The organism is Azospirillum sp. BE72 (assembly GCF_031455875.1).
In the GTDB taxonomy this organism is placed as follows: domain Bacteria; phylum Pseudomonadota; class Alphaproteobacteria; order Azospirillales; family Azospirillaceae; genus Azospirillum.
In genome coordinates this window covers 160221-183608 of sequence record NZ_JAVDTO010000014.1, presented here as the reverse complement: position 1 = coordinate 183608, position 23388 = coordinate 160221, and the positions used below count along the sequence as shown (strand labels likewise).

General features: G+C 69.9%; 17 protein-coding genes. 12 read left to right on the top strand and 5 right to left on the bottom strand.

What is annotated here, in order from left to right:
• Positions 1 to 80: 80 nt before the first annotated feature.
• The 8 genes from J2Y49_RS25475 (at position 81) to J2Y49_RS25440 (ending at position 7623) form a co-directional block, all read left to right on the top strand.
• Entirely contained in the window at positions 81 to 644 is a 564-nt protein-coding gene (locus tag J2Y49_RS25475) for a hypothetical protein (RefSeq protein WP_310117962.1), read from the top strand.
• Positions 645 to 674: 30 nt separating this feature from the next.
• Positions 675 to 2435 carry a flagellar hook-associated protein FlgK gene (gene flgK / locus J2Y49_RS25470; protein ID WP_310117961.1) on the top strand — a complete coding sequence of 587 codons (1761 nt, stop codon included), beginning with the start codon at positions 675 to 677 and terminating at the stop codon, positions 2433 to 2435.
• Between the two features lie 11 nt (positions 2436 to 2446).
• Positions 2447 to 3352, top strand: a complete 906-nt coding sequence (locus J2Y49_RS25465; RefSeq protein ID WP_310117959.1) for a flagellin — start codon at positions 2447 to 2449, stop codon at positions 3350 to 3352.
• A 126-nt stretch (positions 3353 to 3478) separates the two neighbouring features.
• Positions 3479 to 4303 carry a flagellin gene (locus J2Y49_RS25460; protein ID WP_310117956.1) on the top strand — a complete coding sequence of 275 codons (825 nt, stop codon included), beginning with the start codon at positions 3479 to 3481 and terminating at the stop codon, positions 4301 to 4303.
• Between the two features lie 112 nt (positions 4304 to 4415).
• A complete protein-coding gene (fliD, locus tag J2Y49_RS25455) occupies positions 4416 to 6104 on the top strand; it encodes a flagellar filament capping protein FliD (protein ID WP_310117953.1) in 1689 nt (562 codons plus the stop codon).
• Positions 6105 to 6175: 71 nt separating this feature from the next.
• On the top strand, positions 6176 to 6655 hold the full coding sequence (locus J2Y49_RS25450) for a flagellar export chaperone FliS (RefSeq protein ID WP_310117952.1): 480 nt from the start codon (positions 6176 to 6178) through the stop codon (positions 6653 to 6655).
• 79 nt (positions 6656 to 6734) lie between these two features.
• The gene (locus J2Y49_RS25445) at positions 6735 to 7355 is read left to right on the top strand and encodes an RNA polymerase sigma factor (protein WP_310117950.1); all 621 of its coding nucleotides are present in this window, start codon (positions 6735 to 6737) and stop codon (positions 7353 to 7355) included.
• Positions 7345 to 7623: a hypothetical protein gene (locus tag J2Y49_RS25440; RefSeq protein WP_310117948.1), complete on the top strand. Its 279-nt coding sequence runs from the start codon at positions 7345 to 7347 to the stop codon at positions 7621 to 7623. The genes J2Y49_RS25445 and J2Y49_RS25440 overlap by 11 nt, the downstream gene beginning before the upstream one ends.
• A 15-nt stretch (positions 7624 to 7638) precedes the next feature.
• Here J2Y49_RS25440 and J2Y49_RS25435 read toward each other — a convergent pair whose 3' ends face one another.
• From J2Y49_RS25435 to ptsP, 5 genes are all read right to left on the bottom strand, one after another.
• Positions 7639 to 9987 carry a tetratricopeptide repeat protein gene (locus tag J2Y49_RS25435; protein WP_310117946.1) on the bottom strand — a complete coding sequence of 783 codons (2349 nt, stop codon included), beginning with the start codon at positions 9985 to 9987 and terminating at the stop codon, positions 7639 to 7641.
• A gap of 115 nt (positions 9988 to 10102) precedes the next feature.
• A complete protein-coding gene (locus J2Y49_RS25430; RefSeq protein ID WP_310117944.1) occupies positions 10103 to 10420 on the bottom strand; it encodes a hypothetical protein in 318 nt (105 codons plus the stop codon).
• A gap of 159 nt (positions 10421 to 10579) precedes the next feature.
• Positions 10580 to 12361 carry a fructose-specific PTS transporter subunit EIIC gene (locus tag J2Y49_RS25425; protein WP_310117941.1) on the bottom strand — a complete coding sequence of 594 codons (1782 nt, stop codon included), beginning with the start codon at positions 12359 to 12361 and terminating at the stop codon, positions 10580 to 10582.
• Positions 12362 to 12450: 89 nt separating this feature from the next.
• The gene (pfkB, locus tag J2Y49_RS25420) at positions 12451 to 13401 is read right to left on the bottom strand and encodes a 1-phosphofructokinase (protein ID WP_310117940.1); all 951 of its coding nucleotides are present in this window, start codon (positions 13399 to 13401) and stop codon (positions 12451 to 12453) included.
• Positions 13398 to 15929 (bottom strand): phosphoenolpyruvate--protein phosphotransferase, encoded by a 2532-nt coding sequence (gene ptsP / locus J2Y49_RS25415; RefSeq protein WP_310117939.1) that lies wholly within the window; start codon positions 15927 to 15929, stop codon positions 13398 to 13400. Before ptsP ends, pfkB begins: the two co-directional genes overlap by 4 nt.
• Positions 15930 to 16201: 272 nt before the next feature.
• Here ptsP and J2Y49_RS25410 point away from each other — a divergent pair, with 272 nt between their 5' ends.
• The 4 genes from J2Y49_RS25410 to J2Y49_RS25395 all read left to right on the top strand — a co-directional run bounded on the left by J2Y49_RS25410 (position 16202) and on the right by J2Y49_RS25395 (position 23331).
• Positions 16202 to 17239 (top strand): LacI family DNA-binding transcriptional regulator, encoded by a 1038-nt coding sequence (locus tag J2Y49_RS25410; RefSeq protein ID WP_310117938.1) that lies wholly within the window; start codon positions 16202 to 16204, stop codon positions 17237 to 17239.
• A gap of 618 nt (positions 17240 to 17857) precedes the next feature.
• Positions 17858 to 19225 (top strand): oligosaccharide flippase family protein, encoded by a 1368-nt coding sequence (locus J2Y49_RS25405; RefSeq protein ID WP_310117936.1) that lies wholly within the window; start codon positions 17858 to 17860, stop codon positions 19223 to 19225.
• A 57-nt stretch (positions 19226 to 19282) separates the two neighbouring features.
• Positions 19283 to 21133 (top strand): glycosyltransferase, encoded by a 1851-nt coding sequence (locus tag J2Y49_RS25400; protein ID WP_310117935.1) that lies wholly within the window; start codon positions 19283 to 19285, stop codon positions 21131 to 21133.
• Positions 21130 to 23331 (top strand): hypothetical protein, encoded by a 2202-nt coding sequence (locus J2Y49_RS25395; protein ID WP_310117933.1) that lies wholly within the window; start codon positions 21130 to 21132, stop codon positions 23329 to 23331. The genes J2Y49_RS25400 and J2Y49_RS25395 overlap by 4 nt, the downstream gene beginning before the upstream one ends.
• The last annotated feature ends 57 nt before the right edge of the window (positions 23332 to 23388 follow it).

The following is a 23388-nucleotide window of genomic DNA, read 5'->3' as shown; positions in this document are numbered from 1 at the left end:
GACATTCGCCCCAAAAATTCCGCGCCAGCTTTTCCCTCACCCGCCGTGGAACCTGACATCCACACCCCGGAGCCTACGCCATGGCGCTCAAGCAAACCCTGCGCAAGCCCGCTCCCCCGAAATCCGAAGCATCCAAGCCCAAGCTGACGAAGGCCGCGGCGCCCTCCGCATCCACCGTTCCGGACACCCCGACGATCTTCCTGCGCGTCGATGCGGTGGAGGTTCTGGAGGGCTTCGTCGCCGAACTGGACCGCACTGCGGCGCGAGCGGAGGCGGCGGTGCGCGAAGGCCGGCCGCGCGACGCGCTGCTGGCGGCGGGCGACATGCAGACCCTGCTGATGGCGTGGAAGGACCGGCTGGCCGACGCGCTGGCCCAGGCGCGCAGCAAGCGCGTCGCCCCGGCCGTACGCGGGGCCGCCAAGGCCGCCGCCGAACAGGTGCTGCCGGCGCTGGCCGCCCGCATGCGGGTGATGGAGGCCCAGATCAAGGTCCACCGTGCCCGCCAGAACGCCATCGGCGCCGCCCTGCGCGCCGCCTCGACCGCGCCGGCCGGCGTCTACGGCGTCGCCTGCGGTCCCGGTGCGCGGTACGGCGCGCGGGTGGCGATGCGCACCACCGGCCACGCCGTCGGCGTAACGGTCTGACACCGCAACGAAGGAGAGGGAGGCCGCGCCATGTCGCTTCGCGTCGCCGGTTCCATCGCCACATCGGCACTGCGCACGTCCGAGGTCGGGCTGGCCGTCGCCTCCTCCAACGTCGCGAATGCCGATACCGAGGGCTACACCCGCAAGACGTCCTCCACCGTCACCCGCGACACCGCGACCGGCGTTTCCAGCGTCGATGTGACCTCCGTCTCCAGCAATGTCGACCGTTACCTGCTGAAGACCATCGTTTCGGCGCAGTCGGACCTCGGCTATGCCGAGACGCGCGACGGCTATCTCGACCGGATGCAGTCGGCCTTGGGCAGTGTGACGGCGGACGAGGAGAGCACCGGCACCGACATCGGGTCGATGATCGACGCGCTGGCCGACACGCTGGGCACGCTCGCCACCTCCCCGGAAAGCGGGAGCGCCAAGTCCGCCACCGTGCAGGACCTATCCGATCTGGCGGAGACGCTGCGCAGCACCTCCTCCTCCATCCAGTCACTGCGCGCCCAGGCCGACGACGAGATCGCCACCACCGTCGACACCGTCAACGAGACGCTGCACAGCATCGACGACCTGAACGACCAGATCGTCAAGGGCAAGGCGCTGGGCCAGAACGTCACCGACCTGGAGGACCAGCGCAACACCGCGCTGAAGAGCCTCGCCTCGAACCTGGACGTCACCTATCGGGTCGACGACAGCGGGCTGATGCGCATCTCCACCAATTCCGGCAAGTCGCTGCTCGACAGCACGGTGCACGAGCTGTCCTACACGCCGGCCTCCTCGGTGAGCGCCGGCACGACCTACAGCAGCAGCGGCGGCAGCGGCTTCAACGGCATCATGCTGAACGGCGCGGACATCACCGGTTCCTCGCTGGGCGGCACGCTGGGCGCGCTGGTGCAACTGCGCGACACCGACCTGCCCGCCCAGCAGGCGGCGTTGGACGAGCTGGCGACCTCGCTGATCGACACCCTGAACGGCATCCAGAACCAGGGCACCTCCTACCCCGCGCCACAGACGCTGACGGGAACCGAAACCGTGTCGGCCAGCGACGCGCTGACGGTGACCGGCGGGACCCTGCGCGTCGCCGTCACCGACAGCAGCGGCACGGCTGCCGAGATTCTGGACATCGACCTGTCGACCATGCCGACGCTGCAGGACGTGGTGGACGTCATCAACACGATGAGCAACGCCTCCGCCTCGATCTCCGCCGACGGCAAGCTGGTGATCTCCGCCGACAGTGCCGGCACCGGCATCGCGCTCGGCGACGACGCCAATGACGGGACGACGGGCTCCTTCTCCGACGCCTACGGCCTGAACGACCTGCTGACCGGAACCGGCGCCTCCGACGTCAAGGTGGCGACGCGCATCGCCGACGACAGCAGCCTGCTCGCCACCGGCGCCCTGTCCTCCGCCAGCGGACTGACCGCCGGCGACACGGTGCTGACCAGCGGCGAGGGGTCGGTCGCCGGCGCGCTGTCGGCGGCCTTCTCGACCAGCCGCTCCTTCGATGCCGCCGGGGGCTTGAGCGCCCGCAGCACCACCTTCGCCGGCTATGCCGGCGCCGTCATCCAGGGTGCCGCCACGCTCGCCGACACGGCGGCCAGTGCCCTGGAGAGCCAGGAAACCTACACCAGCAGCCTGGAGACGACCTTTTCGTCCCGGAGCGGCGTCAACGTCGACGAGGAGACGGCTGCGATCTCCACCCTGCAATCCGCCTACGAGGCCGCAGCCGCGGTCATGAAGACGCTGCAGGAGATGTTCGACACGGCGCTGGACATGGTTCAGTAAAGGAGACCGCGATGGAACGGGTCGCGACCTACAACCATCAGAACACGCTCGTCCAATACATGCTGAAGGCCGAGGCCAAGGTGGCGGCCGAACAGATCCGGTCGGCGTCGGGCCTGAACTCCACCGATTACAAGGGCATCGCCACCGACAGCGGCCGGCTGGTCAATCTGGAAAGCCATTACCGCCGCCTGGAACAATACATCGACGAGGGCGAGGTCGTGAACGGCCGCATCCAGTCGATGTACGACGCGGTCGGCGGCATGACCGACCTGACCTCCCGCCTCAGCGCGCTGATCACCGGCCTCATGGGCGACAATGCCGCCGGGGTCGAAGGCGTGGTGGCGGAAGCCGGCCAGCTGATGGAGGAACTCGCCGGCCTGATGAACACCCGGCAGGACGGACGCTCCCTGTTCGCCGGCGGGCGCACCGACCGGACAGCGGTCGATCTCGACGGCTATGCCGCCCAGACCTACCCGTCGAGCGCCGACACCGGCTATTACCAGGGCGATTCCACGGTCGCGCATTTCCAGGCGGCCGACGATTTCGTTCTGTCCTACGGGGTGACCGCCGACGATCCGGCCTTCGAGAAGGCCCTGCGCGCCTTCAGCCTGATCGCCAACATGTCGACCGATCCGGTGGACGAGGACCTGCTGGCCGAAGCGACGACGCTGGCATCCGACGCGACCGACGGCCTGACCATCGTCCAGGCCAAGCTGGGCGCCGCCAGCGCGTCGCTGGAGAACACCATCGACCGCCATGTGGACGAGCAGCTGGTGCTGCAAACCCAGGTCGACGACATCCGCAGCATCGATCTGGCCGAATCCACCACCAGGCTGTCGCAGCTCCAGGCCTCGCTGGAAGCCACCATGAGCCTGATGAAGATCCTCGAAGAGAACAGCCTGTCCGACTACCTGTGACCGCCGCGAAGGCGTCCGCAAAAAAGTTCTACCCCACTCGAAAAACCCCGCCAGTTTCCGCCGCGTCCCCCGTGAGTCCCGGTGTGGGTCGCCGAAACGGCCCCGGTTCGATCAGGAGACCAGATCATGCCCGTCATCACGACCAACACGGCATCCAATTCGGCGCTTCGCTATCTCAACATCAATTCCGACAACCAGTCGGATTCGGTGTCGAAGATCGCCAGCGGCTCGCGCATCACCAAGGCGTCGGACGACGCGGCCGGCCTCGCCGTCGGCACCTCGCTGCAGTCGGACATCACCGTGCTGAACCAGGCCGCCACCAACGCCTCGCACGGCTCGTCGATCCTGCAGACCGCCGACGGCGGCATGTCCAGCATCTCCGACATCGTGCAGCGCATGCGCTCGCTGGCGACGCAGTCGCTCTCCGGTTCGGTCACCGACAACGAACGCGCCTATCTGGATGCCGAGTTCCAGCAGCTGCAGGACGAAATCGACGGTATCGCGTCGGGCACCCGGTTCAACGACGAATCGCTGCTCGACGGCACCGAGCAGTGGGCGTCGGGCGTGAACTTCCGCGTCGGCACCACCGACACCGACAACATCACCGTGACCATCGGCAACGTGACCACCACCGGCCTTGCCATCAACGCGCTCGACGTCACCACCTCGGCGACCGCGGCCGCCGCGCTGACGGCGCTCGACACCGCGGTGACCACCCTGTCGGACGCCCGCGCCGATGTCGGTGCGCTGATCTCGCGCTTCGAGTTCCGCAGCGACATGATCGACACCACCATCGAGAACACCGAAGCGGCGCAATCCGCGATCATGGACGTCGACGTGGCGGCCCAGCAGTCGCAGCTCGCCTCGGAAAAGGTGCTGACCCAGGCGGCCATCGCCGTCCTGTCGCAGGCGAACTCGATGCCGGAAAACCTGCTCTCCCTTCTCCGCTGACGGTTCGCCGACGTTTCGGCGGTCGCCGGTCCGGCGCACTCGGCACGGCTTCATACACGCGCAGAGCGCCGCCGGCCGGCGACGGTGACGCGTCGGGGGGATCACCACCGCCATGACCACAGTCAGTTCGACAACCAGCACCACCAGCACGACCACCGCCAGCACCGGCTATTCGGCGCTGACCTCCACCGATTCCGGCACGGGCATCGACTATTCCCTGCTGATCGAGGCGAAGGTCAATGCGCGACTGGTGAAGGCCGATCGGATCGACGCCAAGATCACCGCAGACGAGGCGAAGATCACGGCCTACACGGACCTGCAGGATCTTCTGCAGACGGTGAACGGGTCGCTGGACGGTCTGCGCAACCGCAGCACGTCGACCGGTGCCTCCAGCAACCTGTTCAGCCAGCGCGCCGCCTATATCGGCGACGACGACGTGTTCAGCGCCACGGTGGACGACGGTACCGAGGTCGGGACCTATTCGGTGGTGGTGCAGCAGATCGCCACCAAACACAAGATCGCCGCCGACAACACCGGCAGCAAGACCGACGCGCTGGGCTATTCCGGCAGCTTCACGCTGCAGGCGGCGGACGGCGCCGCCGTGACAATCTCGATGGACAGCGACGACAGCCTGACCGACCTGCGCGACGCCATCAACACGCGGACGTCGACCAGCGGGGTCGCCGCCAGCATCGTGCAGGTCAGCGACAGCAGCTACCGGCTGATCCTGACCGCCAACAACACCGGCGAGGAGATCACGCTGACCGACGGCGGCGACGGGGTGCTGTCCTCCCTCGGCCTCGTCGACAGCGACGGCGCGATCAGGAACGAACTGGTGGCGGTGCAGGACGCGATCGTCGAGATCGACGGCGTCACCGTCACCCGCAGTTCCAACACCATCGACGACGCCATCGAAGGCGTGACGCTGAACCTCTACAGCGCCAGTCCCGATACGGCGATCTCCATGGAGATCTCGACCGACCTCTCGTCGATCAAGACCGCGATCACCGATTTCGTGGATGCCTACAACGCCTACCGCGAGTTCGTGCTCACCCAGCAATCGACCACCTCGGGCGGGGAGGCGAGCGAGGACGCGACACTGTTCGCCGACAGCCTGCTGCGCCAGATCACGCAGTCGGTGTCGAGCGCGCTGAACACCTCGATCACCACCGACGACGGGACCGTGCTGTCCCTGGCCTCGCTCGGCATCACCTTCGACAGCTCCAACAATCTGGAACTGGACGAGGACACGCTGAACAGCATCCTCACCAGCGACATCGACGCCGTGCAGCAACTGCTCGGCCTCACCATGACGTCGTCGTCGAGCCAGCTGTCCCTGCTGCGCTACGAAACCGCGCAGTCGTCGCAGTCCTTCACGCTCGACATCGTCCGGGGCGAGGACGGGACGCTGACCTCCGCCTCGGTCGATGGCGACAGCAGCCTGTTCACCGTCAGCGGCAACCGCATCATCGGCGCCGAAGGCACCGCCTATGAGGGCATCGTGCTGGTCTATACCGGCAGCAGCGGCAGCGTCGGCGTCGACTTCTCGCAAGGCCTGGCGGACAAGCTGTACGGCGCCATCGATGCGGCCGCCGCCGACTACGACAGCGACCTTGCGACTGCCATCGACGACCTGGAAGCCCGGGACACGACGCTGCAGAGCCGGTCAGACGACATCCGCACCAAGGCGGAAACCTACCGCACCACGCTGACCGCCTATTACGCCCGGCTGGAGGCCGCCGCCGAAACCGCGGCGCTGCTGCTGAAGCAGCTGACCTACAGCGAAGACGACGACAGCTGAGCGGCTTCGGCTCCGCCCGCCCCAGCTTTCCCCGAAAGCAAGGCTCTTCCCCATAACGAGGATCCGGCGCCATGCGCAACTCCGCTTATTCGAAAGCCCTGAACGCCTATGCCGTCGCCAACAGCACGGTGCCGCCGCTGGTCGCCGTGGTGCGGCTCTACGAGCGGGCGATGATCCATCTGCACGCCGCCCGCGACGCCGCCGCGGCGCGCCGTTTCGACGACCATCATGCGGCCATCCAGCGCGCCGTGATGGTGTTCGCAGGCCTTGATTCAATTCTAATTTTCGACAAATATGAGGATGTCGCCTGGACGCTCCGGCGGTTCTACCGCCGGCTGATCGCACAGGCGGGGGCCGCCGCCAGCCGGAAGGATCCGGTTGCGGCCTGCGAGTCACTGATCAGCCAGACATCCTTCATGCTGAAGGCCTGGCAGGCCATCGCCGCAGAACGCGGCGGGCCATCCACTGTCGTCGGTGCCCCGGCCAAAGGGCCGCATGCATCCGTCGTCGGGAGAACGATGGATCATGCTCATGGCGGACTCTCGGCTTGATGCCAGGCGCCGGCCGGACGACTGCGGGCGCCCCAATCCCGGATTGGCCGATTCCGGATTGGCCACTCACGGACCGGTCATGCCCGGCGAGGTGACGCGGGGGACCGCCGCCGGCGCCATCATTCCCCTTGACGAGGAGCCGGACGAGGCGCTGATGGCGCAGATCCGGTCCGGCAGCCAGACGGCTTACCGGCGACTGGTCCACCGCCACCTGAAGCGCACCTATGCGCTGGCCCGCCGCCTGACCGGCAACGAGGCGGAGGCGGAGGACGTCGTGCAGGATGCATTCCTGCAGGTCTGGCAGCGCCGCGCCCAATGGACCGACGACGGCGGCGCCCGTTTCACCACCTGGCTCTACCGGGTGGTGGTGAACCGCTGCATCGACCACAAGCGCCGGCCGGTCGGCCAGGATCTGGATGCGGTGGCGGAGCCGTCGGATGGCGCTCCCGATGCAGTAAGCACCATCCACCGCCGGCAGGTCGCCGCCCGCCTTCTGGACGCCCAGAACAAGCTGACGCCGCAGCAGCGCGCCGCCGTGACGTTGTTTTATTACGAGAATTTGAGCAACGCCGACATCGCGAGCGTTATGCAAATCAGCATAGGTGCTGTAGAATCCCTTTTGAAACGCGCGCGCCAGCAGCTCCGGCTGCTGCTGCGCGCCAGTGCGCAGGCGGCCAGGGATTCCTTCGATGACGGATGAGGAGTTTCGCGATCGGCTCGATCGCCACGGAGGCGACCTCGCCCTCTGGCCAGCCGATGCGGCCCGGGACGCGCGGCGCCTTCTTCTGCGTTCGGTCAAGGCGCAGGCGATGCTGGACGAGATGGTGACGGTGGAACTGGCGCTCGGCCGGTCTGAGGATCGTCCCCCGCCCGGCCTCGCCGACCGCATCTTCGCCGCCGCCTTCCGCCTGCCGCCATCGGAACGCGGCTTCGACGAGGATGGCGATCAGCCGACGCGGCTGATGTAGCTTTCCCGCGCCGGGTCAGCCGCCCGCCACCCGCCGCAGTTCCGCCGCGATGCGCTCCATCGCCTGTTCCAGCCGCTGGCCGGCCAGCGGCTGGAACAGGCGCATCGACGGATACCAGGGCCGCCCTGCGGTGCCGAGCTGCGTCCAGTCGCGATGACCGAAGCGCCAGACCGGCACCCCCAGCGCACCGGCAAGTTCCGCCACGGAGTTCGCGGGCGCGATGACGAGGTCCAGCGCCGAGACCAGGGCCGCCGTCTCTTCGAAATCGTCGCGCAGATCCAGCCCGGTCCAGCCATAGATCGGCTGTCCGAAGCGGCCTTCCGCCTCCAGGATTTCGCGCCGGCAGTCGTCATACTGCAGGTTGACGAAGGTGACGCCGGAAACGGCGAAGACCGGACCCCAGGCATCCAGCGGCAGATAGGCGCCGCGGCGGTCGGCGGTCATCACCTGGCTGCGCCAGCTGATGCCGACGCGCAGGTCGTCGCCGACGCCGTCCAGCCGTTCCCGCCAATCGGCAACGCGGCCGCCGTCGGCGAACAGCCAGCAGGACCGGGCCGGGAAGGCGGACAGCTGTTCGCGCAGCAGGCGCGGGACCGAGCCGGCCGGGATGTGATAGTCGCAGTCGACCGTCTCCGCCTCCACCAGCCCGCAGGACGGCTGCTCGGCGCGCACGGTGGCCTTGGGGAAGGAGCGGGCGAACAGCGGCACCAGCCGCCGCTCGCATTCGATCACCACGGTGCCCGCCAGCTTGATCAGGTCGGGATAGCAGGATGCGAACAGGAACTCGTCCCCCACCCCCTGCTCGCGCCAGACGAACAGGCGCTTGCCGGCCAGCGGCTGGCCGGTCCATTCCGGGATGGTGAAGCGCCGCTCAGGACGCACCCGCCCGGCCTTGAAGCGGAAGGCATAGTCGGCCCAGCCGTCGCTCAGCGCCCCGCGCTCCAACGACAGCAGCCCGCGGTTGAAGCGGGCCAGGGCATGGCCGGGCGAGGCGGCGACCGCACGCCCGAACCAGCGGCCGGCATCGGCACGTCCCTGCCGCTGCTCCGCCAGTCCCAGGGTGCAGAGCGGGTCGGCCAGCGACGGCGCCAGCGCCAGCGCATGGCGGCAGGCGGCCCCGGCCTCCGCGATCCGCTGCGCGCCGTTCAGCGCGTAGGCCAGCACGGCGTGCAGCGGCGCATGCCCCGGCAGCAGCCGGATGGCGCGGCGCACCTTCACCACCGCCGCCGCGAAATCCTCCGCGTCCGATAGGTTCGCGCCGAGATTGCCAAGCGCGTCGGCGAAGACGGGATTCAGCGCCAATGCGCGTTTCCAGCACGCCTCCGCCTCGTCACGGCGTCCCTGCGCCTTGCAGGCGTTGCCGAGATTGTTCCATGCCTCGGCCTGCCGGGGTTCGCGGGCGATGGCGCGGCGATGGCAATGCTCGGCACGGTCGGAGCGGCCGAGCGCTGCTTCCGTAAGCCCGAGATTGACCAGCGCCGGCAGATGGCCGGGATCGAGCGCCAGAGCGGCGCGGAATCTCTCCCGCGCGTCGGTGTGGCGGCCCTGCGCATGCAGCAGCAGGCCCAAGTTGTTGCGGGTCTCGGCATGGTCGGGCTGGCGCCGCAGAGCCTGGACATAAGCGGCTTCCGCATCGGAAAGCTTGCCCAGCCCCTGCAGGGTGGCGCCGAGATTGGCCCAGACCGAGGCGTTGTCGACGCCCAGCCGCAGGGTCTCCTGATAGGCGGATGCCGCCTCGGCCAGTTGGCCCCAGCGGCGCAGCGCGTTCGCCAGCGTGATGCGGATGGCGGCGTCCTGCGGCCTGATCCGTGCCGCCAGCCGGTAGCAGCCGAGTGCGGCGGTGGCCTGCCGCAGATCCTCCAGCGCCCGGCCCATGCCCAGCCGCGGTTCGGCGGCACCCGGCACCAGCCGCGCGGCGGTGCGGTAGCAGAGGAGTGCCGGCGCCGGCCGCCCCTGCCTTCCCAGGATGGACCCCAGCAGGCACAGCACGTCGGCATCGTCGGGGTTGAGGATCAGGGCGCGGCGGGCGCTGGCGAGCGCCGCGTCCACCCGCCCCTCCTCCATCAGCGCCTGTCCCAGCGCCAGATGGTAGGAGCCGACCAGCGTGTTGGACCGGGCCGCCGTGTCGAACAGCCGGGTGGCGTCGGTCCGGCGCCCGTCCTGGAAGACGATATGGCCGAGCAGATGGGCGGCATCGCCGTGCCACGGGTCGATCCGCAGGATTTCGCGGTAAAACCGCTCCGCCCGCTCCATCCGTCCGGCATTGTGGTGCTGGACCGCAAGACGCAGCAAGCTGTCGGTACGCCGTGTCGCGTTCCCGTCCATGGTCGTCGCCGTTCCGTCAATGAACTTGTCCCGCGGCATTCGGGCCGCGTCTGTTCGTTGGTACGGGACCGGGGATGAACTCCTGCGCGGGCATGCAACTTTTCTTAAGAGGCCGGCTTTCCTTTTGTCCGTGACCTGAACCTTTCCACCGGCGTCAGCCGTGATGGCGCAGATAGGCGGTCGGGTCGCATTCCTCCCCCAAGGCCATGGCGCGGGCACGGTGGATGTGCTGCATCAGGACGTCGCGGAACTCCTGCGCGGTCAGGTCGCTCCATTCCGCCGTCTCGCCGGCGAAGGTCATCTGGGCGGCGGTGGCCTCGAACAGGCGCAGCCATTCGTCCGCCTTTCCGGCCGGGTCCCCGTCCTTGCGGAACAGCTCCGCCATCATCTTGGTCATCAACGTGCCGAGGGCCAGCAGGTTCACGTGCAGCAGCATGTTGCCCAGCATCACATCGGGTTTTTCGTCGAGCATGGGTCGTCACTCCGGGCGATGTCGTGACGGGTCTCACGGACGGCGCGGCGAAAGCTGGCGCGGATTCTTACCGGAAAAGAAAGCCCCTCCCCGCGCGGGGCGGAGAGGGGCAAGGCTTCGGGAGGACGCCCGAGAGGAAACGGTCAGAAAGGGCCGGGGTCAGGCATGGGCGCCCGCGCTCTGCACCGCCGGCTTCGGCGCAGCCACGGCGGCAACCGGCTTCTTCAACACGCGCAGCGCCACGGCCGTCACGATTGTGCCGACCACCAGGGCGACGACATAGCCCAGCAGATGCGTGACCGCGTTCGGGATGGGCAGCACGAAGATGCCGCCATGGGGAACCTTCAGCTCCGCCCCGATCACCATGGAGATGGCACCGGTCAGCGAGGCGCCGATCATCAGCGCCGGAATGACGCGCAGCGGGTCGCGGGCGGCGAAGGGGATTGCACCCTCGGTGATGAAGGCGATGCCCAGAACGGCGGCGGCATTGCCGGCCTCGCGCTCTTCGGCGGTGAAGCGGTCGGCGAACAGCTTGGTGGCCAGCGCCAGCCCCAGCGGCGGGACCATGCCGGCGGCCATGGCGGCGGCCATCGGGGTGTAGACCTGGGACGCGATCAGGCCGGTGGAAAAGGCATAGGCTGCCTTGTTGACCGGACCGCCCATGTCGAAGGCCATCATCGCGCCGATCAGCAGGCCAAGCAGGATGGCGCTGCTTCCCTGCATGCCCTTCAGCCAGGCGCTCATCCAGGCCAGGGCTTCGGCGACGGGGGTGCCGACGACGTAGATCATCAGCAGGCCGGTCAGCAGCGAGCCCAGCAGCGGCAGGATCAGAACCGGCTTCAAGCCTTCCAGATTGCGGTGCAGCTTGATGTGCCGGTTGAGGAAGGCGGTGCCGTAGCCGGCGATGAAACCGGCGACGATGCCGCCCAGGAAGCCGGCGCCGATGCTGCCGGCCAGGATGCCGCCCACCATGCCGGGGGCAATGCCGGGCCGGTCGGCGATGGAATAGGCGATGTAGCCGGCCAGCGCCGGAACCATCAGGGCGAAGGCCCCCTTGGCGCCGATCTGGAACAGGGCATAGCCCAGCGTCCCGGCGTTGGATTCCTCATAGACGTAGATGCCGCCCAGCGCGAAGGCCAGCGCGATCAGCAGGCCGCCCGTCACCACGAAGGGCAGCATGAAGGACACGCCGGTCATCAGGTGCTTGTAGGGGCCGGTGCGCTGGCCCGACCGCTCCGCCTTGCCGGCGGCGACCGCATCGGCCAGCGGAACGGCCCCGCCCGCCGCACCGCCGGGGGCGCCATGCAACTTGGCCTCGGCCAGGGCACGGGTGACCAGCGCCTTGCCGTCGTTGATGGCGGGCTTGGTGCCGCTCAGGAACACGCGCTTGCCGGCGAAGCGGGACAGGTCGATCTGGGTATCGGCGGCGATCAGGACGATGTCGGCGTCGCGGATCTCCTCGTCGGTCAGCGTGTCGCGCGCCCCGACGGACCCCTGCGTCTCCACCCGGACCTTATGGCCCAGCGCAGTGGCCGCCTGCTGGATGCCCTCCGCCGCCATGAAGGTGTGGGCGATGCCGGTCGGGCAGGAGGTGATGGCGACGATCCGGCGCGGTCCCGCGGCGGACACCGCCGCAGACGCGGCGCCCAGCGCCCGTTCCAGCACCGCCGCCGGGCCGGCCAGCACCTCGTCGAGCGAGGCGGCGCTGCGCTTCAGCGCGGCGAAACGCCCCTCGTCGAGGTCGCCGCTGCCGACCAGGATGACGCCATCAGCCTTGGACGGCGCCGCGGGGTCGAGCGGGGACTGGATGCCGAGGCTGGTGCGGATCTCCACCTGGATGCCATGGCCCAGCGAGGCCGCGGCCTTGCGCAGGGCTTCGGCCGCCAGAACGGCCTGGGTGGTGAGATCGCCCGCCGCGATCACGGCCAACAGGTTCGCCATCGTTTCCTCCTGGCGGGTTCGATCCCGCCCCTGTCACTGTGTTGAGTCCACTGTGTTGAGTTTCGTCCAATGCCATCCGGCGGCAGAAATCAATCGGGCGACGTCAGCGCCACCTGTGCGGCCAGCGACCGCACCGTCGCCGGATCGGGCAGATTCGGGCCGAAACAGCCCAGCTTGGCGGCGGCGAAGGCCACCGACAGGCGCGCCACATCCTCCAGTCCGCCATTCATCTGGAAGGCGGCGATCAGCCCGGCAACCATCGCGTCGCCTGCCCCGACGGTGCTCAGCGCCGTCACCGGCGGCAGACGCCCGTGCAGCGCGCGCTCGCCGCTGACGAACAGCGCGCCGTCCGCCCCCAGCGAGACCACCACCACCGCCACGCCGCGCCGCTGCAGGCCGCGCGCCGCCTCCAGCAGGTCCGCGTCGGTCGGCAGCGCCCGCCCGGCCCAATCCTCCAGCTCGTGGCGGTTCGGCTTGATGCAGTGGGGCAGCGCACCGGTGGACGCCAGCGCCGCCGTCAACGGCGCCCCGCTGCTGTCCAGCACCACGCGGGCGCCGGCCGCCGTGAAATCGGCGGTCAGCCCGGCATAGGCGTCGGCCGGCAATCCGTCGGGCAGGCTGCCGGCCAGCAGGACCGGCGTCCCCGGCTCCAGCAGTCCCAGCACCGTCTCGCGCACCCGGCCGAGAGCGCCGGCATCGGCGCTCAGGCCCGGCAGGTTGATGTCGGTGGTGTCGTTTGCCGCGAGATCGGCGATCTTGATGTTGACGCGCGTCTCTCCCGGCAGCCGCAGGAAGGCGTCGGCGATGCCCTTGGCCTGGAACATCGCCTCGAACGGCGCAGAGTTTCCGCTGCCCAGCAGGCCGGTGGCGATCACCGGCGTTCCCCAGTCGGCAAGGCAGCTGGCGACGTTCACGCCCTTGCCGCCGGCGTTGTGGCGCACCGCCTTGGCCCGGTGAACGCTGCCGGGCTTCAGCGCCTCCACCGTGATGGTCTGGTCGATGGCCGGATTCAGCGTGACGGTGACGACGGGTTTCGTCATGACGCACCTCCCTCCAGCGCCCGCACCTCGTCGGAGGATTCGCAGTCCAGCGCGCGCCGGGCGAGATCCTGCAGACCGGCAAGGTCGCTGTCGCGCAGCCGGTCCTTGACGCCGGGGATGTCGCGCGGGGTCATCGACAGCTCGCGCACACCCAGCCCCGCCAGCAGGGCGGCACCGAACGGGTCGCCGGCGATGCCGCCGCAGACGCCGACCCAGCGGCCATGCTTCTCGGCCCCGTCCACCGTCATGCGGATCAGGCGCAGCACCGACGGATGCAGGCTGTCGGCCTCCGCCGCCAGTTCGGGATGCTGGCGGTCGATGGCCAGCGCGTACTGCGTCAGGTCGTTGGTGCCGATGGAGAAGAAATCGACATGGCGGGCGAGCACGTCGGCCTGGATCGCCGCGGCCGGCACCTCCACCATGATGCCCAGCGGCACCGCCGGCGCGTCCAGCTCCGCCCGGATGCGGTCGCAGACGGCGCGCAGGGTCTCGATCTCGCGCAGGGTGGTGATCATCGGAAACATGATCAGCAGCGCGCCCTCGCGGGCGTGCTTGGCAGCGCGGTAGAGGGCGCGCAGCTGCGGTTCCAGCAATTCCGGATGACGCAGAAGCAGGCGGGCGCCGCGCACGCCGAGGAAGGGGTTCTCCTCATGCGGCAGATGCAGGTGCGGCACCTGCTTGTCGCCGCCGATGTCGAGCGCGCGGACGATCAGCGGACGGCCGTCCAGCGCCTCCAGCATGGCGCGGTAGGTCTCGTACTGCTCCTCCTCGCTGGGGGCGTCGCCGCGCTCCAGGAACAGGAACTCGGTGCGCATCAGGCCGACGCCCTCGGCACCCTGGGACAGGGCCATGGCCACCTGATCGGGCCGGTTGACGTTGGCGCCGATCTCCACCGTGTGGCCGTCACGGGTGCGGGCGGGCAGGCCGCGCCGCTCCTCCTGCTGGGTCTTCCTGACGCGTTGCTCCTCGATCCAGCCATGGGCGGCGGCGAGGTCGGCTTCCGACGGGTCCAGGTACAGGCGGCCGGACTGGCCGTCGAGGATGGCTGTGGTGCCGTTGGCAAGCCCGGTCACCGCAGCGCCGCCCGCCACCATCGCCGGCAGGCCCAGAGTGCGCGCCAGGATCGCGGTGTGGGAGGTCGGGCCGCCCTGCGCCGTCGCCAGCCCGATGACGCGGCCCATGTCGAGCGCCGCGGTGTCGGACGGCGACAGGTCGTCGGCGATCAGGATGCAGGAGCTGTCCGGCAGGTCGCGGATCGAGCCGCCGCGCAGGTCGGGGTCGATGCGGGTCAGCACCCGGCGGCCGACGTCGCGCAGGTCGGCGGCGCGGGCGGCCAACACCGGGTTGGGGTTGGCGGCCAGCGTCGCAGCGCTGCGTTCCACCGCCTCGTTCCACGACCAGCCGGGGCCGTGCCCCTCCACCATCAGCTGGCAGGCCAGCGTGATCAGGTCGGTGTCGTTCAGCAGCTCCGCCTGTGCCGCGAAAATCCCGGCCTCGGCAGGCCCAAGGCGGCGGGCGGTGTCGTCGGCCAGCGCCTTCAACTGCTGGCGGGTCAGGTTCAGCGCCTCGTGCAGGCGGTTGCCGCCCTCCAGCAGCGGGGCCGGGCGGTCGGGCACGGTCAAATCGGCCTTCGGCATGACATGCACCGGACCGATGGCAAGGCCGGGGCTGGCGCCGATGCCGGCGACCACGGGCATCTCGCGCCCTGTCGCGGCCGGCGGGGTCCAGCCCTGCACCACCGCCTTCGCCTTGCGCGCCGCGGCGGCGGCGTCCGCTTTCTCGCGCGCGCTCAGGCCCGTGATGGTCGCGCGCAGGCGGTTCAGCACCGCGCGCGCATCCGGGCCGTCGGCGGAGACGGTGATGCGGTCGCCGGGCCGCAGGCCCAGTTGCAGCAGGGCAACCAGCGTCTTGCCGTCGGCCACCTCGCCGCCATGGCGGATGCGGACGCGGCCGGCGGCGGCGCGGGCGGTCTCCACCCAGGTGGCGGCGGGGCGGGCATGCAGACCGGTCGGGTAATCGACCACCCACTCGAAGGTCTCGGCGAGGTCGCCCGCCTCCGACGCGGGAGCGGCAGGCATCGCGGACTCGTCCGACAATGCTGCGACCAGATCGGCCGGATCGGTGGTGGTGAACAGCGCGCCCAGCCGCTGCTCGTCCTGCATCAGGCGGGTCAGGCGGCGCAGGATGGCGATGTGGGCATCGGACTGCGCGGCGATCGCCACGACCAGCCGGGCCGTTTGCCCCTCGTTCCAGACCACGCCGTCCGGCACCTGCAGGATGGCGATGCCGTTGCGGCGGACCAGATTGCGATCGTCCACCATGCCGTGCGGGATGGCGACGCCATGGCCGAGGAAGGTGTTCGCCACCGTCTCCCGCCGGATCATGCTGTCGGCATAGGCGGGATCGATGCAGCCCGCGGCGATCAGAAGCTGCGCCGCCTCGCGGATCGCCGCCTCCTTCCCGGCCGGGGCGGCGCCCAGGCGGACCAGATCCGGGGGAAGGCTAAGGGGGTGCGTGTCGGTGGCCATGGCGACCGTCTCCTCCGCATGTTCTTGTGTGGTCTCTTGAGAGCGAGTGAAAACGATTACAGTCCGGCTGTCAACGCTTGTTGCGTTGCAGCATATAGACTTTTCCGGATGAGCGGCTTGTCAGCCGCACGAAAATGGGGGATGTTCAGTCGAAGGCACTGGAAACGTTTTCAGTAAGCTCGCCAAAACTTGCCGCGCTCTGGTCATCACCAGCCGGCGCCGCTAAGGTTGCCCCCTCATTCGGGGGCATCCGCCACACGATCGGTCTGCACATGAGCGTCTCGGGAAAAACCGCCAGCATCAAGGATGTGGCCCTGGCCGCCGGGGTATCGGTCGCCACCGTGTCGCGCGTGCTCGGCAACGGCCCGGTCAGCGAAGCGCTGCGCAAGCGGGTAGAAGACGCGGTGCGCGCCACCGGCTACCGCCCCAACCTGTCGGCGCGGCGGCTGCGCTCCCAGCATTCGCAGACCATCGGGCTGGTGGTGTCGGACATCCGCAACCCCTTCTTCACCGCCGTCAGCCGCGCGGTGGAGGATGCGGCCTACCGCGCCGGCATGCGCGTCATCCTGTGCAACAGCGACGAGAACCCGGAGCGCGAGGAGCTGTACCTCCGCCTGATGCAGGAGGAGCGGATCACCGGCCTGATCTTCGCCCCCACCCGCAGCACGCTGGACCGGCTCGACGGGCTCGACCTGGATTTCCCCGTCGTGCTGATCGACCGCAACGCGCCGACCGGGCGGCACGACGCGGTGGTGCTCGACAATCCGCGCGCCGCGGCGATGCTGGTCGAGCATCTGCATGCCCAGGGCTATCGCCGCATCGCCGGCCTGTTCGGCAACACCAGCACCACCGGCCAGGAGCGTCACGACGGCTATCGCGCCGCCATGGCCGCCCGCGGCCTGACCCCCGCCGCGCGTTTCCTCGCCCCCTATGCGGACGCGGCGGAGGAGGCGGTGGTTGACTGGATGGCCGAATCAGACCGGCCGGAAGCCTTCGTCGTCAGCAACAGCCTGTTCCTGATGGGCGTGGTGAAGGCCGCCCGGCGCCTCGGCCTGTCGATCCCGGACGGGCTCGCGGTCGCCGGCTTCGACAACGAACCCTGGACCGAACTGGTCGGCCCCGGCCTGACCGTGATCGAGCAGCCGGTGCAGGACATCGGCCGGTCCGCCATGGCCCTGCTGTTCGAACGGCTGGAGGCGCCGGACCGCCCCAGCCGCCGCCTCGTCCTTGGCGGCACCTGCATCGTGCGCGGGTCCACCGCCGCCAGGATGGCTCCCGTGATGAACCCCCGGCTGACCGACGCGGACTGAGCGTCCGCTCGTTACTGCCCATCGGCACTTCGGACATGGATCGAAGGTTCCATTTCACCGCCCTCCCAACCCCTGGGGCGGAGCGCGGCGGCGCGCTTGCTTCACCGGCTGTGCGCAGCAGGCGCAGGTCCGGGGTAATCCCTCCGCTTTGAAATTGGTGTCATCGATAATCGAGATCCGAAAGATACGTCGGGACTCCGGTAAATCCCCAACGAACGCCCAATAAAAAATACCCTTGCGGTGTGTTGGAAGAACAGTTCCGAAAGCGGCGTTGACCATCGCCGCGGTCTCCTATTACCGTTCGGTGTGCAAATGCGAAAGAACAAACCCGCTCAAGACTGAATAACGCTGTCGGAGAGAGTTTGTTTCTTCACGAGAAAATATTCGAGATCAGCGGATTTTTTGTTGGCTATGCCAGCAATGTTCGCGCAGGACCCGGCGTGACCGGTTCCTTGACTGAACTTCCGGGCCACCGAAAGGGATGAACCGTCCACCGCATGTGCCCATCGCCGCAGCCTCTGGGGAGGGGCCGGCGCCAAATCCCGGACAAGAGCCGCGACGCCGCCGGGATGACGCGGGACCGACGCTTCAGGGGACACCAACGGGGGTGAGAGCGTAATGCAAAATGGTTCCACCGGTCAGTCTGCGGCGGCAGAACCGGCCCGGCGCAGCTTTGCGCGGGATGGCGTCGCCACCATTCTCGTCACCGCCGCCACGATGGGACTGGGCCTGCTGACGGGCGTCCTGGTCGCCCGCACGCTGGGACCGGACGGCCGGGGGGCGCTGACCGCGGTGCTCACCACGGCGCAGTTGCTGGGCTGGCTGTTCGGCATGGGCTGCGGCAAGGCGGTGACCTATGCGCTGTCCCGTGACCCGTCGGCCGGCGGGCGGCTGCTGACCACCTGGACGCTGATGCTGCTGCCGGTCGCTGCGGCGGCGGTGCTGGCGGGCTACCTGCTGCTGCCGACCCTGCTGGCGGCCCAGCCGGCTGAGACGCTGGAGCTGGCCCGCCTCTATCTGCCGATGATCGCGCTGGCTCTGCTGTCGGAACTGACGATGGGGCTGGTCCTCGGCGACCAGGATTTCCGCAGCTTCAACGCGCTGAACTTCCTCCAGCCGGCTGGGGTCGCCGTCTCCTATGCCGTGCTGTGGGCCATCGGCCTGTTCACGGTCGAGACCGCGGTGATCGCCCAGGCGGCGATGAGCACGCTGGTGCTGGTCGCGGCCCTGCTGCTCCTGCTGCGGCGCCACGGCCTCGGCCGGCCCGACCTTGCGCTCGGCCGCAGCACCGCCTGGTACGCGATGCGCACCCACGGCGACGTGGTGGGGGGCGTCATCACCCAGCGGCTGGACCTGCTGATCATCCCGGCCTTCCTGCCGGCGGCGCAGGTCGGTCTCTATGCGCTGGCGACCAGCCTGTCCTGGCTGATCGTCAACCTGTCGAGCGCGCTCGCCACCGTGGTGATGCCGGCGGCCACCCGGCGCGGCCGGTCGGGACGCGATCTGGTCCTGAACAGCCTGCAGGCGACCTTCGCCGTCGGCGGGGTGCTGGGGGGCGGGCTGTTCCTGTTCGCCGACATCGCCATCGGGCTGGTCTACGGCCCCTCCTTTGCCGACAGCGCGCTGCCGCTGCGGCTGCTGCTGCCGGGCGCGGTGCTCTATGCCGCGGCGTCGATCCTGCTGAACGGCCTCTATGCCGAGAACCGGCCCTTCACCGCCACCCTGGCCAACCTGCTGGGCATGGCGGTCACGGTGGGCGGCCTGCTGCTGTTCCTGCGCAACGGCGGGATCCTGGCGGCGGCGATCGTGTCCACCGTCGCCTATGCGCTGGTGTTCGTCGCCGCGGCAGCGCTCTACCGGCGGGCCACCGGCCTGCCCTGGCGGGCCTTCCTGCCGGACCCGGCACTGCTCGCCTCGCTGCCACGCCACCTGCTGAACAAGCCGCCGCCGGCCGCCGCCACCGCGGCCGGGCCAACTGGCAAATAGCCCGGCCGGCAAACAACCCGGCGAAAAGCCTGAACCCGGAATTTGAGGAAACCCACAATGCGACTGTCGCTCTTGACGCCCGAATATCCGCCCGGCGAAAAGCTCGGCGGTATCGCCACCCACACCCACACGATGGCGCGCGCACTGACCCGGCTGGGCCATGCGGTGCAGGTGGTGACGCCGTGGAAGGCAGGCGGTCCGGCGGCGGGCACCGCGATCGAGGACGGGGTGACGGTCCAGCGCGTCGATCCCGGCCCGCGGATTCAGCCGATGCTTGACCGCTTCCGCACCAACCGCCGTCTGGCCGACGCCGTGCGCTCCTTCAATCCCGACGTGGTCCATGCGGCGGAGTTCGATGCCGACGCCTGGTGGCTCACCCGTTTCAGCACCATCCCGGTGGTGACGCGGCTCGCCACCCCGACCGGCCTGGTGGTGGACACCAACACCGGCAGCTGGGGCCCGCACACCCACCTGCTGAACGCGCTGGAGCGCGACCAGACCAAGCGCAGCGCCGCGATCTACGCCTCCACCCGCGCCATCGCCCGCCGGGTCGCCGACTACTGGCACATCGCGCCGGAGCTGATCCAAGTCATCCCCAACAGCATCGACCTCGCCGCGGTGAAGGCCGCCGGGGCCGGCCAGCCGCCCATTCCCCTGCCGGGGCGCTTCATCGCCTTCTTCGGCCGCCTGGAAGGGCGCAAGGGCATCGCCGCCCTCGGCCGCGCCGTCCCCGCCGTGCTGGCCGCCAACCCCGACCTGCATCTGGTGATGGTGGGCGGCGAGGACCCGGCGAGCGCCGCCGTCATCGACCAGTTCCGCCGCGACGTGGCCCCGGTCGCCGACCGCGTTCACTTCACCGGCGCCCTGCCGCGCGAAGACGCGCTGGCCGTGGTGGCGCGGGCGGAACTGGCCGTCGTGCCGTCGCTATGGGAGAGCTTCGGCTTCGTCGTGGTGGAGGCGATGGCGCTGGGCGTGCCGGTGGTGGCCAGCGACTGCGGCGGCTTCCCCGAGATCATCGAGAACGGCCGCTCCGGCTGGCTGGTCCCGCCGGGCGAAGCGGCCCCGCTGCGCGACATGCTGATCGCCCGGCTGGCCGACCCCGCCGGCCTGAAGGCGGCGGCCGATGCCGGGCTGGAGCGCGCCAAGGTCTTCGATGTGGACACGGTGGCCGCACAGGTCGCCGCCCTGCTGGAGCATGCCAAGGCGGAGCGCACGCAGGCAGCCAACTCCGGCATCTACAACAACGGCTACCGCCGCCATTTCCGCCCCGATCACCCGACCACCCCCTTCTACCGCATCTATGACGAGAAACGGCGAGCGGTGGCGGCGGAGCTGGAGCGGGCGCCGCGGATGCGCATCCTCGACGTCGGCGGCGGCTATGGCCGCATCACCGGCCCCTTCGCCGAGCGCCACGACGTGACCCTGGTCGACATCTCGCACGAGATGCTGGCCGAGGCGAAGGAGCGGTTCCCTGCCCTGGCGGTGCAGCAGGCCGACGCCCGCAAGCTGCCCTTCCCCGACGACAGCTTCGACCTCGTCATCGCCATGGACCTGCTCTGCCACCTGCCGGACCTTGAGGCCGGCGTGCGCGAACTGAAGCGGGTGGTCAAGCCCGGCGGACGCATCGCCTGCGACACCACCAACGCCAACCCGCTGTGGGTGATCGCCTATCCCCGCTACTACCGCTGGCGGCCGGACCGGCTGCTGGCGACCATGCGCTGCCACGGCGTCCTGCCGGAATGGAAGGCGCTGGTGCGCCACCACTGGGCGCCGGAGATGCGCAAGGCCATCGCCGCCACCGGCCTGACCCTGCAAAAGACCGATCATTTCGGACCGCCGGGTGTGGCGAAATGGCACCTGTGGTGGTGCAAGCGCGGCGGCAACGGGCCGGAGGGACGCGCATCGTGACGAAACCGCCCCTGCTCCTCTTCCTCGCCCATGGCGGCGACCCGCACCGCGTCGCCATGGCGCCGGTGCTGGCCGCCGCAGCGGACCGCGCCGGCTGGGCCTTCGACCTCTATTACGACGGGCGCCGCAGCGGCCGCCATTTCGGCGGCTGGGAGGACGGCAACCGCACCGAGGCGACCGGCACCGGCAGCCTGATGGCCGGCGGGCGGCACCTGGATCACGCGCTGTGGCTGACCACCCGCTACCGCGTCGTGGCGCTGGGCGATCCCGCCTCGCCGCTATGGCCGGTGGTGGAGGCCGGCGGCGAATGCGCCCTGCGCAGCACCGACCCCGCCGCCCTCTACGAGGCCGCCTTCCGCCTGCTGGAGCAGCCGCTGCCCGCCGAGGTCGCGGTGCTGGACATGGCGCCGCAGACCCCGCTCGGCATCGTCGCCGCACCCTTCCTTTACCCGCGCCTACTGGCCGAACCGCGCCTGGGCATCGACGCCAGCGCCGACGCGGGCCTGCGCGAGCGGCTGGAGGCCTTGGGCGCACGTCGCTTCGTCGGCCTCTGCGTCGACCCGGTGCGCGCCCGCCACTTCCCCGGCGGCCTCGACGCCGTGGAAGGCAAGGTGGCCGGCGAAAGCTATGCCAGCTTCAGCGCCGGCCTCGCCCACCGCCATGCTGATTGGGGACGCGGCACCCTGCTGGGCGACCCGGACCTGATCGCGGCGCAGCTGCCGCTGGCGGCGGCCAAGCGCCTGCTGCCGCTCTACGGCCGGCCGCAGACCGACGTGATCGACCGCGCGGCGGACCTGATCCGCGCCGGGGCCGACCCGGTCTATGGCCGGCAGTTCGACGACCACGACTTCTTCGCGCTGGGCCGGCTCGGTCGCGGTCTTCAGATCGTCGATCCCGACCCGCCCTTCGCCAGCGCCGCCGCGGTGCCGCTGCGCATCCCGGAGCCGCCGCAGCCTTTCACCGATTACGAGCCCGACGACGCCACGCTGCGCCGTTGGGCGGCGGAAGGGCGGGTGCTGACCACGCTGGTGCTGTGGTCGGGCATGATCCGCGAGCTTCACTGCATCCCGCGCATCCTCGATCTGGTGGCGGCGACCGGCCTGCGCTGCGGCCTCGTGGTCACGGTCGACAGCCTGACCCAGTCCAGCCCCGCCGACCTCGCCCTGCTGGCGGTGCCTGAGGAGCGCGGCGGCGTGCTGGGCCGGGTGGAGCTTCTGCTGGGCAGCACCGGCCGCGGCGTCTGCGCCGAAGGCGAAATGCAGGCCGAAGAACTCGCCCGCCTGCTGGCCGATGCGCGGGCAGAGGTGGCGACCATGCTGCCGTCCGGCCTGATGCCGCGGGGCTGGTGGCCGCTGGTCGACTCCCCCCTGGTGCCCGGCAGCACGCCGCGCCTGCATTGGGAGGAAGGCCGCCCGGTCCTGCGCATCTCCCCCCGCCCCCGCCCGTCGGAAACGCCGGCCTCCAGTGCGGAGAATGCCGAGACCGGAGCCGCCGCGCCGCGCAGCGCGCCCACCGCTCCCCGAACCGCCGCCCCGGCGCTGGACGCCCGGCGGATGATCGGCAACGCGCTGCGCCGCTACCGGCTCGACCGCTTCTACGAGGCGTGGCGACCCTACGACGACGCCCGTCCCGGCCCGGTCCGGCCCGACATCGCCGCCGCCGTGCGGTCCGCCGGCTTCGACTACATGTGGACCAAGGCCGGTTTCGGCAGCGCCGTGCCGGCCCTGGTGGACGGCGACTTCGTCGCCCTGCCCTTCACCGCCGGCGACTGGGACGGCTGGTCGCCCTTCTACACCATCCGCAACACCGCCCAGGTCCGCTCTGCCGAACGCCGGCTGACTCGCGGCGGCAAGCCGGGATGGCTGGCGTCCAACATCGATTCCATCCTGTGGATGCTGCCCGGCGAGGTTCTGGAGAAGGGCCGCGCGCTGTTCCAGGTCGCCCAGCTCGTCGCCGGGGGCGGCGGGACCGGCAAGCTGGTCAACGTCACGCCCAACACCGTCGCCCGCTACGCCCGCATCCTGGCGGAGGCGGAGGCGAAGACGGGAGAGCGGGCCGCCGGACATCCCAGACAGGTTCCGCCGCCCGTCCAGCCGTCCGGCACGTCCGGAGCCGCGCACGACATCGCCGCATCCAACGCTGCCGCATCCAACGCCGCATCCGCCAAAACCGCAAAGGACCCGGCCGAGGTCGGCTGAGCCGCCGCCCGTCCCACCCATCGGTCTTTCCCGCGCACAGTCAGTCGAGATAGAGGA

Coding starts and splice junctions, on each gene's coding strand:
- flgK (WP_310117961.1), top strand. CDS start 675: ATGTCGCTTCGCGTCGCCGGTTCCATCGCCACATCGGCACTGCGCACG.
- J2Y49_RS25445 (WP_310117950.1), top strand. CDS start 6,735: ATGCCCGGCGAGGTGACGCGGGGGACCGCCGCCGGCGCCATCATTCCC.
- pfkB (WP_310117940.1), bottom strand. CDS start 13,401: ATGACGAAACCCGTCGTCACCGTCACGCTGAATCCGGCCATCGACCAG.
- J2Y49_RS25460 (WP_310117956.1), top strand. CDS start 3,479: ATGCCCGTCATCACGACCAACACGGCATCCAATTCGGCGCTTCGCTAT.
- fliD (WP_310117953.1), top strand. CDS start 4,416: ATGACCACAGTCAGTTCGACAACCAGCACCACCAGCACGACCACCGCC.
- J2Y49_RS25410 (WP_310117938.1), top strand. CDS start 16,202: ATGAGCGTCTCGGGAAAAACCGCCAGCATCAAGGATGTGGCCCTGGCC.
- J2Y49_RS25440 (WP_310117948.1), top strand. CDS start 7,345: ATGACGGATGAGGAGTTTCGCGATCGGCTCGATCGCCACGGAGGCGAC.
- J2Y49_RS25450 (WP_310117952.1), top strand. CDS start 6,176: ATGCGCAACTCCGCTTATTCGAAAGCCCTGAACGCCTATGCCGTCGCC.
- J2Y49_RS25475 (WP_310117962.1), top strand. CDS start 81: ATGGCGCTCAAGCAAACCCTGCGCAAGCCCGCTCCCCCGAAATCCGAA.
- J2Y49_RS25400 (WP_310117935.1), top strand. CDS start 19,283: ATGCGACTGTCGCTCTTGACGCCCGAATATCCGCCCGGCGAAAAGCTC.
- J2Y49_RS25425 (WP_310117941.1), bottom strand. CDS start 12,361: ATGGCGAACCTGTTGGCCGTGATCGCGGCGGGCGATCTCACCACCCAG.
- J2Y49_RS25435 (WP_310117946.1), bottom strand. CDS start 9,987: ATGCCGCGGGACAAGTTCATTGACGGAACGGCGACGACCATGGACGGG.
- J2Y49_RS25430 (WP_310117944.1), bottom strand. CDS start 10,420: ATGCTCGACGAAAAACCCGATGTGATGCTGGGCAACATGCTGCTGCAC.
- J2Y49_RS25465 (WP_310117959.1), top strand. CDS start 2,447: ATGGAACGGGTCGCGACCTACAACCATCAGAACACGCTCGTCCAATAC.
- ptsP (WP_310117939.1), bottom strand. CDS start 15,929: ATGGCCACCGACACGCACCCCCTTAGCCTTCCCCCGGATCTGGTCCGC.
- J2Y49_RS25405 (WP_310117936.1), top strand. CDS start 17,858: ATGCAAAATGGTTCCACCGGTCAGTCTGCGGCGGCAGAACCGGCCCGG.